This window comes from Gemmatimonadota bacterium, assembly GCA_030747075.1.
In the GTDB taxonomy this organism is placed as follows: Bacteria; ARS69; ARS69; order ARS69; family ARS69; genus ARS69.
Genome location: JASLLL010000050.1, coordinates 1 through 10,674 on the forward strand (window position 1 = coordinate 1; position 10,674 = coordinate 10,674).

At 65.6% G+C, this 10,674-nt stretch carries 8 protein-coding genes; 6 read left to right on the forward strand and 2 right to left on the reverse strand.

The window, feature by feature from the left end:
• Positions 1 to 376, forward strand: a 376-nt coding sequence (locus QF819_10885; GenBank protein MDP6803654.1) for a FlgD immunoglobulin-like domain containing protein, incomplete at its 5' end; no start/stop codon positions are given.
• A gap of 50 nt (positions 377 to 426) precedes the next feature.
• The gene (locus QF819_10890) at positions 427 to 570 is read left to right on the forward strand and encodes a hypothetical protein (protein ID MDP6803655.1); all 144 of its coding nucleotides are present in this window, start codon (positions 427 to 429) and stop codon (positions 568 to 570) included.
• A 77-nt stretch (positions 571 to 647) separates the two neighbouring features.
• On the opposite strand, the gene QF819_10895 is transcribed toward QF819_10890, so the two are convergent.
• Both QF819_10895 and QF819_10900 read right to left on the reverse strand, forming a co-directional pair.
• Positions 648 to 3,197, reverse strand: a complete 2,550-nt coding sequence (locus tag QF819_10895; protein MDP6803656.1) for a T9SS type A sorting domain-containing protein — start codon at positions 3,195 to 3,197, stop codon at positions 648 to 650.
• A 334-nt stretch (positions 3,198 to 3,531) separates the two neighbouring features.
• On the reverse strand, positions 3,532 to 6,144 hold the full coding sequence (locus QF819_10900) for a T9SS type A sorting domain-containing protein (GenBank protein ID MDP6803657.1): 2,613 nt from the start codon (positions 6,142 to 6,144) through the stop codon (positions 3,532 to 3,534).
• 66 nt (positions 6,145 to 6,210) lie between these two features.
• Here QF819_10900 and QF819_10905 point away from each other — a divergent pair, with 66 nt between their 5' ends.
• The 4 genes from QF819_10905 to QF819_10920 all read left to right on the forward strand — a co-directional run.
• Positions 6,211 to 6,762 (forward strand): (2Fe-2S)-binding protein, encoded by a 552-nt coding sequence (locus tag QF819_10905; protein MDP6803658.1) that lies wholly within the window; start codon positions 6,211 to 6,213, stop codon positions 6,760 to 6,762.
• Positions 6,759 to 9,104: a molybdopterin-dependent oxidoreductase gene (locus QF819_10910; GenBank protein ID MDP6803659.1), complete on the forward strand. Its 2,346-nt coding sequence runs from the start codon at positions 6,759 to 6,761 to the stop codon at positions 9,102 to 9,104. Before QF819_10905 ends, QF819_10910 begins: the two co-directional genes overlap by 4 nt.
• On the forward strand, positions 9,101 to 10,072 hold the full coding sequence (locus tag QF819_10915; GenBank protein ID MDP6803660.1) for an FAD binding domain-containing protein: 972 nt from the start codon (positions 9,101 to 9,103) through the stop codon (positions 10,070 to 10,072). The genes QF819_10910 and QF819_10915 overlap by 4 nt, the downstream gene beginning before the upstream one ends.
• Positions 10,069 to 10,674 (forward strand): hypothetical protein (locus tag QF819_10920; protein ID MDP6803661.1); only part of this gene is annotated, 606 nt, incomplete at its 3' end. The genes QF819_10915 and QF819_10920, both read left to right, overlap by 4 nt.

Here is a 10,674-nt window from a genome sequence, read left to right on the forward strand (position 1 = left end):
CAACGCGGGAGCCGACACCGGAACACTCAACCAGTGGTGTCTGCGCCTCACCTACGGAAGCGGCGCGACGGACGCGGACTTCGTAGCGGGCGCGCCGATCGCGACCGAACTCACGGGGAACCGCCCGAACCCGTTCGGTGCGTCGACGGAGATCTCCTTCGGACTGGCGCGAGAGGGCGAGGTGAACCTGTCCGTGTTTGATGTGTCGGGTCGCCGCGTGGCGAAGGTCTTCAGCGGGCAGATGCCGATCGGCTGGCATCGTGTCGCGTGGGATGGCCGGGACGGCGCGGGGCGTCCGGTGGCGAGCGGTATTTACTTCTACCGCCTCGATGCTGACGGGAACACCTTCACGCGGAAGATGCTCCGCCTGAAGTAATCGACGAGGTCCGGCCGGCGGCCTTCCCCTCCCCCCGGGGCCGGCGGCAGGTGGTGCAGGGGCCGCTTCGCCACGGCGCGGGGCGGCCCTTCCTGCGCGGCGCGGCACGCTCTCCGCAGCCGTCAGGCGTGTACTTTCTGCGCCTGCGTGGCGGCACGGTGCACGCGGACTCGCGCGTGACGCTGCTGCGGTAGCGGCCACTCTCTCCCGGACGCAAGAAGCCCCCCGGATTGCTCCGGGGGGCTTCGGCGGTCCTCTTCCAGCGGCTGCTCTACCTCACGATGATGAGCTTGCGCGTCTGCTCCTTCCCGTGAGTCTGGAGCTTGTAGAAGTAGACCCCCGCCGCCATGCGTGAAGTGTCGAGCGTGTACTCGTGGCGGCCCGCCGGGAGATCGTCGCTGATGATCGTCTTCACGCGACGCCCCGCGACATCGAATACCGACAGGTCCACCTTGCCGTCACGCGGAACCGCAAACGCGATCGCGGTCTGTGCATTGGCCGGATTGGGGAAGTTCTGGTCCAGACCGAAGGCTTCGGCGGACGCGAGAATCTCATCCACATCGACGGGATCATCTCCCGTGATCTCGCGTTGCCAGATGCTCCGGCCGTAGCTGCCCGCGACCACATAGAACCGGCCCACCGTTGACAGACTGTCGATGAAGGCAAGTTCGGTGACAATGTTGGCGCCGGGCATCCCATTGTTCCAGCGGTGCCAGAGTGTGCCTCCGTCCGTCGTGCGGAAGCAGCCCATCTCGGACGAAAGGTAGAGCTTGTTCGGGTCCGTCGGGTGAGCGATGACATCCGACGCCGGAACATTGGGGAGGTTCCCGGTGACATTGGCCCAGTTCTGGCCGCGGTCGGTCGTCTTGTAGACCTTTTCCCCCGGTGTCGACAGTCCGTTCATGACCGCGTAGGCCTCGTGGGAGCCGTATGGATGCGGAGCGACATGGCGCACCCGCTCTCCGGCGGGAAGTCCCGCGCTTCTCTCCACCCACGCCCCGTCGTACACCTGAAGGCGTTGCCCCGCTGTCGAGGAAGCCAGGCAGGCGTAGATGTTCGTCGAACCGCTCCACTTGGCGACGGAGATGTTGGACACATTTGCCGGGAAGGCCGCGGCGTTGTGCTTCGCCCAGTTGGAGCCCTCGTCGGTGGAGCGGTACACCCAGGTGTCGGAGTTGGTGTAGATCCACGGGGTTCCCGCGTAGCTGTCGTGGAGGATCATGGGCCACCACATCCCCGACGGGTCGATGCCCGTGTTGATGTGGGACCAGTTCACACCCCTATCGGTCGAGAAGAGTCTGCGGAACGACCAGTCGCCTCCGTAGACTCCGTTCGTCATCCAGATCTTGTCCGGGTTGGACGGGTGGACCGAGATCGCGCTTCCGTCCCCCCCGGAGGCGAAGGTCCAGCTGGATCCGCCGTCGGTCGTCATGGGGATGCCGTTGTCCTGTGTTCCGCCCCCGATGATCCGGGCGTCGCTCAGTGCGGCGTCGATGTGCACATACTGGGTGATCGGGAGGAAGTTGCTGGACGAAGACCAGGTGGCGCCCGCATCATCAGAGTAGATCCACCCGCCGTCGTTCCCTTCCCAGACCCGGGTGCCGTCGGAGTGCCAGCGAATGGCATGATGGTCCACATGGACATCCGAGTCCGCGACCTCTGCCCAGTTCGTTCCTCCGTCGGTGGTTCTCCAGAGGGAGCCGCCGCCCGCCAACACAATGTTGTGGTCGGTGGGCGAAGCTCCGATGACATTGTTGTACCAGCCCTGGCCCCAGTGGTAGGCACTGGGTGGAGTCACATCCGACCAGGTGGAACCGCCGTTTGAGCTCCTGTAGACGCCGTGGGTGTTGTGGTCCGTCACATCGACGATGGCTGCGTAGACGACCTGCGAGGTCGTGCCGGACACGGAGACAGCGATCCTCCCCAGGTCCGTGGTGGGGAGCGTGCCGCTCCCATCGACGAGAAGCGTCCAGGATGCTCCGCTGTCGGTGGACTTGGCCACGCCGGCGCCATATCGGCCCATGTAGATGACATTCGACGCAGTCGGGCTGACGGAGATGTCCGAAACCCACCCGGTCAGGATCCGATTCCACGAACCCCCGTTGTCCGTCGAGCGGAAGTACCCGTGTCCGGTGCACGCGTGGATGATGTTCGTGTTCGTGGGGTCGTAGCGAATCCGGAAGAAGGAGGTTGGCTCGACGGGGAGAGCAACATGCGTCCAGCTGCCTCCGGCGTCGGTGGTTTCCCAGAGACCGGTTCCCGCGCGAATGAAGGGTTCCCCCGTGCCGACGAAGATGTGGTCGGAGTCCAGGGGATCCGTCGCAAACGAACCGATCGCCTGGCTGGTCAGGCCGTCCGTCATCGGGTACGGAATGAACCACAAGAACGACCAGAGGGCGCCACTCGCGGATGCGATGCGCGTTGCCGCACCGGAGGGTACTTCGATGTCGAGAACGCGCCCGGTGTACTTCGCGCCGGTGGAAGGGACATCCATTCCCCACGGCCCCAGGCAGTCCCACGAGTTGATGGCGCGCGGGCCTACCATGTCTTCGGCGGGGATCGTCTCGACTTCGTCCCAGATTCCGTCAAGTACTTCGCGCGGAAGGACATTGCCGTAGGGGTGGTGCCACTCGCTGAAGAACCAGCGCTCCTGATCCGGTCCCTTCGCGGGCTCCTCGGGCGGCATGGCAATGGGGGATTCCACGACTTCCGACTCCGCATCCGGGAGGGTGGTGTCCGCCGGACCCGGCACCAGGCCGGACGCGAAGAGAAGCAGGGCGGTCAGCAGTACCGAAGGAACCGCAAGTCGAAATATACGCATGGAAGCACTCCAGGATGATGGGGATCGAACACACGAGTGAGCACGCCGATCGAGACACTTTGCGCTTCAGTCTGCGTGGTTCGAGACGCATACGACAGCCAACAACCAAGTGTATCACAACCGACGGTGCGCGCTCAATCAGAACGGGCGGCAAGAAAGGAGAATACCGGGTCAGATAAGTGAGAGTTTTGCCGGGTCCGGTACGGGGGAGCGACGGGTTACGCTCCGACATCGCGGCCGCGCAGTTCCGACAGGAGGAAAGCGGACGAAGACGATCATAGCGGACTTGAGAGCGTCTGTTCAATCGGAACGGGCGCAGAGAAACAGGAGTTCTCTACCTGGATAGAGTCAACTGTTCGGAGGCCACCAGCTCTCCCGCCCGGAGTCTCACGAAGAAGATGCCCGGTGGGAGGGTGCCTACCGGGAGGTTCACGAAGTGGTCTCCCGATGCACGCGTCTCATCAAGGACGGACGCGACGCGCCGGCCTGCCACATCGTGGATCGTCAACTGGACGCTTGCTTCGCGAGGCAGGTGGAAGCGGATCGTCGCGTGGGTGGATGCCGGGTTGGGGGTCGGGCGCGAGAGGGTGAGGTCGCGGTTCGTTGTCGGCACGAGGGGAACGGCCGTCGTCCCTCCGTCGGTGATCGTCCGGCCCCACGCTCCCCGCCCGTAGGTTCCCGCGATGATGTGGAATGTCCCGTCGATGGACCATCGGTTCACACACTCCAGATCCGTGACGATTGCGGCCCCCGGCATCCCCTCGTTCCAGCGCAACCAGGTGGAGCCGCCGTCCGTGGTTCGAAAGCAGCCGTATTGCGAGGCCAGGTAGAGGATGTTGTCGTCCACCGGATGGGGGATGAGGTCGGCCAGCGGGAGGTTCGGGAGGTCGCCGGTGATGTCCGTCCATGCCACGCCCATGTCCGTGGTGCGGAATACCATGCCGCCGGATTCCCCGGTTCCGTTCATGACGGCCCACGCCTGAGAGGGATCCGCGGGTCGGAGTGATATGCGACGCACTCGCTGCGACGACGGGATGCCGCCGGACCGCTCCTCCCAGATGCCCTGCCGGTAGACCTGTACCTTGGCGCTGGTCGCGGGCCATCCGAGGCTGGCGTACAGGACATCGCCATGGAGAATGGTCCGGCGGGGAGCGACGAGGTCACCGACGATGTGGGGAAGCTCACCGGGACTCAGGAGACGCCATGTGTCGCCCGCGTCCTTGGATCGGTACACCTCTCCCCCCGAGTTTGTGTAGAGCCACGGCGGGGAACCGCCATCCTGCACAATCTTCGGCCACCCGTAGGAAGTAGGCGGCAAGCCGTTGTTGATGGTTCCCCAACTGCCGCCGGTGTTGGTGGATCGCTTTCGGTGGAACGGAAGATCTCCGCTGTACAGGCCGTTCGTGACCCAGAGGTTGGCGGAGTTCCCCGCGTCGACCGCGAAGTCGCAGCCATCTCCCGGAAACATGCGGCTCCACAGAGCTCCGCTGTCCACGGTGAGGGAGATCCCGTTGTCCTGCGTCCCGCCACCCAGGACGGAGAAGTCGTCTGATGACACTCCCACATGATAATACTGGGTGATCGGCAGCGTGTTGAACTCGTCGCTCCAGGTGGCTCCCTGGTCGGTGGAACGGATCCACCCGCCGTCGTTGCCGACCCACACCGACGCTCCGTCAGGGCTCCAGGCGATGGCGTGCTGGTCCACATGAACGACCGCAACCCCCAGATTCGTCCAGTTGTCGCCGCCGTCGGTCGAGCGGAGAAGCACGACGCCTCCGGCGAGGACGATGTCCGGATTCGTCGGGCAGGCCGCGATGACATTGTTGTACCAGCCCTGCTCGCCGAGGTGGTTTGTGCCCGGCGAGATGTCGTCCCAGGTGCGCCCCGCATCTGTCGTACGGAAGATCCCGAGAAGCCGGTTGTCGGAGTCCCTGGCGACCGATGCGTACACCCGGTCCGGATCCGCGGGACTGGCCGCGAGGGCTGTTCGCCCGACATCGGATATCGGCGCGCCGCCTTGATCGAGCTTCACCCAGGTGTCGCCGCCGTCGGGAGACCGGTAGATGGCGTCTCCGTGGCGAGCTGTATAGAGGACGGTCGGATTCTCCGGGACGATGGCGAGGTCGGTGGCATCGCCTCCCAGCATACGCACCAGAGACGCCGCCGAGTTGGTAGAGCGGTAATAACCTTCGTTCGTTGCCGCATGGATGACGGCGGGATCATTGGGATCGTACCGAATGCGGTAGTAGGAAGAGGGCTCGGCGAACCATCCCTGTCCGTTGTCGATCGGGACTTCCTGCCAGCTGCCGCCGCCGTCGGTCGTTCGATGGAGTCCCGCCCCCGCGCGGAGATGCGGTTCCCCTGTTCCAACCAGGATGTCATCGGCGTCGTTCGGGTTCGTGGCGAATGAACCGATCGCGAGACTGGGAAGACTGTCGGACAGCGGCGCGGAGAAGATGGGACCTGTACGCCAGAGTCCGCCGCTTGCTGAGGCCACGCGAAGAGACCCGTCGGCCCTTGGCTCCAGGTCGAGAACGCGCCCGGTGACCTGCTGGCCCGCCGGCGTCTCGATGCCGTGCGGTCCGAGGGATTGCCACTCGCCTTCCGCGCCCCGGGCGATCTCCGCTTCCGGGACCGCGCGCACTTCCCGGTGGATTCGCTCGACGACTTCCGCCGGAAGGAGCGTTCCGTGTGGATGATGCCAGTCCGCAAAGAACGCACGCTGGCGGTTTGCTCCGGCGCGAGGTCTTGTCGCGGGGTCGGGCGAAGGGGTGTCCCGAATGGGGACAGCGACCATCAGCACGGCGAGAGCAGTGAGGGCAGTTCGCCGGAAGGTCGGGAGCGGGGGGAGGCGCTTCACCATCATCCGCCGAGGATACCACACGGCAAGGACACCCCTCAAGCGCGTCGGATGGCTCCGGCAGGTGTGGCGTTCAAGTTCTCGCAAGAGCGGCGGTGCGTGGTGTATCGTGTCGCCGTTCGCTCTGGCCACAACCACTGCGGGAGGCCGCCCATGACCCGGACAGACTCCGTTCCCGACCCGGCCCCGCCGAGTGACGCGGTCGCGAAGGTCGTGGTTCGGCTGAGTGTGAACGGCGCGATGCACGAGGTGGCCGTGCGTCCGGCGGATGTCCTGCTGGATACGCTTCGAGATGACCTGGGCCTGACCGGCACGACCCGGGGTTGCGACATGGGAGCGTGCGGGTGCTGCACGGTGCTCATTGACGGCGCACCGATGCTCGCCTGCCTTACGCTGACCGCATTGACCGAGGGGCGCGAAATCCTGACCATCGAAGGCGTGGCACCGCCCGGAGTGGACCTCCACCCGCTCCAGAGCGCCCTTCACGAACATGGCGGCTCGCAGTGCGGGTACTGCACGCCGGGGTTCATCATGACGGCGCTGGCGTTTCTGAAAGAGCACCCGGATCCGACTACCGACGAAATCCGCCGCGCGATCTCCGGCAATATGTGCCGCTGTACCGGCTATGTGAAGATCATCGAAGCAATCGCGGCCGCCGCGAAGGACCTTTCGGATCCAGCACCCACCGGAGGAGAATCGTCGTGAGTGGCGCCGGCGAACCCCCCCGCTCGCCGCACGGTGTGGGTCGGCGTGTTCCGCTGATTGACGGCGTGGACAAGGTCACGGGGAGAGCGGTCTATACGGATGACATTCGCCTCCCCGGGATGCTCGTCGGGAAGATCCTCCGGAGTCCCCACGCACACGCCCGCGTTGTGTCCATCGATGCCGCTTCCGCAGAGGCTCTCCCGGGGGTCCGCGCGGTGGTGACGGGCCGGGATGCGCCGGGGAAGTTCGGCGTTCTTCCGATCTCGGAGGACGAGACGGCGCTGGCCGTGGAGAAGGTCCGCTATGTTGGCGATGCGGTGGCTGCCGTGGCCGCGGATTCGGAAGAGATCGCGTTGGCCGCGCTCGACGCTCTGCGCGTGGAGTACGAAGCGCTCCCGGTGTTCCTGAAGCCGAAGGACTCGCTCCAGGACATCCCGACCGAACACAAGATCCACGCCGGGACGCGGCACGCTTCCAATCTTCACAAGGAAGTGCTTCAGGAGTTTGGTGATGTAGACACCGCCATGACGGAATCCGCGCATGTCGAGGGAGGGGAGTTCCGGTTTGTGGGAGTCACCCATGCGTTTACGGAACCGCATTGCGCGATTGCGCATCTGGACCCGACAGGGCGCCTGACCATCTGGTCCGCCACGCAGGTGCCGCACTACCTGCATCGTGCGCTGTCGAAGGTCATGGAGATGCCGATGCACAGGATTCGCGTGGTGCGTCCCATGATCGGCGGCGGATTCGGCGGCAAGTCGGACCCGTTCCCGCATGAGATGATTGTCTCGTTGCTCTCGCGAAAGACGGGCCGCCCGGTGAAGATCCGCTTTGACCGGGAAGAGGTCTTCCTCACGAATCACGGCCGACACCCCACCACGACCACCATCTCCGCGGCCTGCGACACACAAGGCAAACTCACCGCGCTGGACCTCGATGCGCTGATCGACGGAGGCGCATGGGGGAGTTTTGGCGTGGTGACCTCCTACTACAACGGGGTGCTGTCCGTCGGGCCTTATCGGTTCGACCACTTCCGCTACCGAGGCCGTCGCGTCTTTACGAACAAGCCGCCCTGCGGTGCCATGCGCGGGCACGGGGCTGTGAACTCCCGCTTCGCATTCGAAGTACTGGTGGACCGGTTGGCGGAGAAGACGAAGAGGGACCCGGCGGAGTTCCGTCTCGCGAACCTGCTTCCCGAAAACACGACCACATTGAACGGCCTTCGCATCACATCGAACGGCACCCGGGAGTGCATCGAGCGGGCGATGGAGGCTTCGGGCTGGAAGGAGAAGCATGGCCGCCTGCCGTCGGGCGAGGGGATCGGGATTGCGTGCGGATTCTACATTTCCGGATCGGCGCACCGAATCCACCGGAACCGGCTTCCGCAGTCGACCGTGCATCTGAAGATCGACATGGACGGCGGGGTGACGGTCCACTCGATGGCGGCGGAGATCGGGCAGGGGTCGGACACGATGCTGGCGCAGTGCGTCGCGGAAGTGCTCGGGCTTCCCTTCGATCGGATTCGGGTGTACTGCCGGAACACGGATCATGCGCCGATCGACCTCGGCAGCTACAGTTCCCGCGTGACCTTCATGGCCGGGAACGCGGCCCGCGCCGCGGCGGAGAAGATCCGCGCGAAGCTGTGCGCCGCGGCCGCGCGACAGACGGGTTCCCCGGTGGAGGGCTTCGACACACGCGGCGAAGAGGTGGTCTACCTGCCGGACCCGGCCATTCGCGTGTCGTACGACGAGGCGCTCACCGAAGCGCTGGCGGACAATGGGGCGCTGATTGCGAAGGGAACCTACGGGGACGCACCTCCCATGGGCGGGGACTTCAAGGGAGCGGCGGCGGGGCTTTCGCCTTCGTACAGCTTTCAGGCATATGTGACGGAGGTGCGCGTGGACGAGGAGACCGGATTCGTGCGACCGGTTCATGTCTGGGCCGCGCACGACTGCGGGCGCGCGCTGAACCCGCTGGCCGTGGAGATGCAGATCGAGGGCTGTCTGCACATGGGCATGGGGCAGGCGCTGTCGGAGTCGTTCACGCTGCACAAGGGCGTTCCGCGTCACCCGAGCCTTCTCGACTACAAGATCCCCGGGCCGGTGGAAATGCCGGCGGTGGAGGTCATCATTGTGGAGTCGAAGGACCCGGAGGGACCCTTCGGCGCGAAGGAGGCGGGGGAGGGACCGCTCCTTCCGATTCTCCCCTCGATCGCGAACGCGGTGCACGATGCGGTGGGTGTCCGGTTGACGGAACTTCCCATGACGCCGGACCGCGTGCTGGCCGCGATGGACCGCAAGGCTCGCGCGCAGGCGGCCGTTCGGGAAGGGGCCGCGTCATGATTCTTCCCGCGTTCCGGCTTCACCGGCCCGCCACCGTGGACGAAGCCGTCCGGCTTGCGCACGACCTCGGGCCGGGCGCGGACTTCCTCGGCGGCGGAACGGATCTCCTGCAGAACTACAAGAACCGGCTGAACGCGAAACCACATGTCATTGCCCTCGACGCCGTGGAGGAACTTCGCGGAGTTTGTGGCGGACGGATCGGCGCCATGGAGCGGCTTTCGTCGCTGGAGCGGGATCCGGGTCTGCGGCGCAGCGTTCCCGCGTTGGCGGAGGCGGCGGCGAAGGTGGCGTCGCCCGTCATTCGCCATGCGGCCACGATCGGAGGAAACCTCCTCGCGGATCACCGCTGCTTCTGGTTCAACCAGACGCTCGAGTGGCGGCGCGCGGGAACTCCCTGCATGAAGGCCGAGGGCGACGAGTGCCTCGTGGTTCCGGGAACGGAGACCTGCTACGCGGCCTACTCCGGGGATCTGGCGCCGCTACTGATGGTGCTCGGCGCGTCCCTGGAAATCGCTTCCGCGTCCGGGCGGAGGACCGTACCGCTGTCGGACTTCTTCCAGGGTGACGGGATCTCGGGGAATGTCCTTCGGACGGGTGAACTCCTGACGGCGGTTCTTATCCCGGAGGAGGCCGCGGGCCTTCGTGCGGGATACCGCAAGCTCCGTCCGAGAGAGGCCATGGATTACCCCGAGATGGGCGTGGCGGCCGCCGTTCGCTTCGGGAGCCACGGGGCGCTCCGCGAGTTTCGCGTGGCGACGACCGCGCTCGATGTGGTGCCGCAGTTCGTGGACTACTCCGCCGAAACCAAGGGTCGCCCGCTCGCGGAAGTTCTGGACGATGTCGCCGGGAAAGTGCAGGCGGGAGCGAATCCGCGTCGCAATACCACGATGCCGGTGGCGTACCGGAAGCGGATGGCCGGGGTCTACCTTCGCAGGCTGCTGGAAGACCTGGCGCGGGGGTCGGTATGAGCCGCGAGCGCGTCCTCCGGGCTGCCTGTTGTCTGATGCTGCTCGCCTTCGCGTCGTGCGGGAAGTTAAAGAGCGATCATGTCGCCGTGATCGGCAGCGAGGCGCTGACCGTGGCCGATCTTCGTCTCGTCTACGCGAATCTCGCCCCTTCCAACAAGCCGAGTCTTCGAACGCGCGCGGATCGCCTCGACTTCCTGAACCGCACCATCGATCGAATGCTGCTCACGCAGTACGCGCGAGAGATGGTTCAGGAAGGGAACCGGGAGACGGAGGAGTTCCTCTCCCAGGGAGAAGACGAAGTCCTCGTCCGACGGCTGCGTGTGCTGGCTGGCGGAGAAGGGGAGCCGGACAGCGGGTCCGTGCGCGCATCTCTGGCGGCGCAGGGCATTCATCACCCCACGGAAGAGGAATTCGCGGTCCGGGCGGGAGAGATGCGCGGCCAGATGAAAGCGCGCGCGCTGGATTCGCTTCGGGGCGACCTCTGGGAGAGCGGGGTTGCCGGGATCGACGATGCGGGGGTGAAGCTGGTCATCGAGCGGACTCATGAAGGGCTCGTCAGCGGCCGGTTTGCGGAACAGGATCCAGGGTGGGGCCTGCCGGTT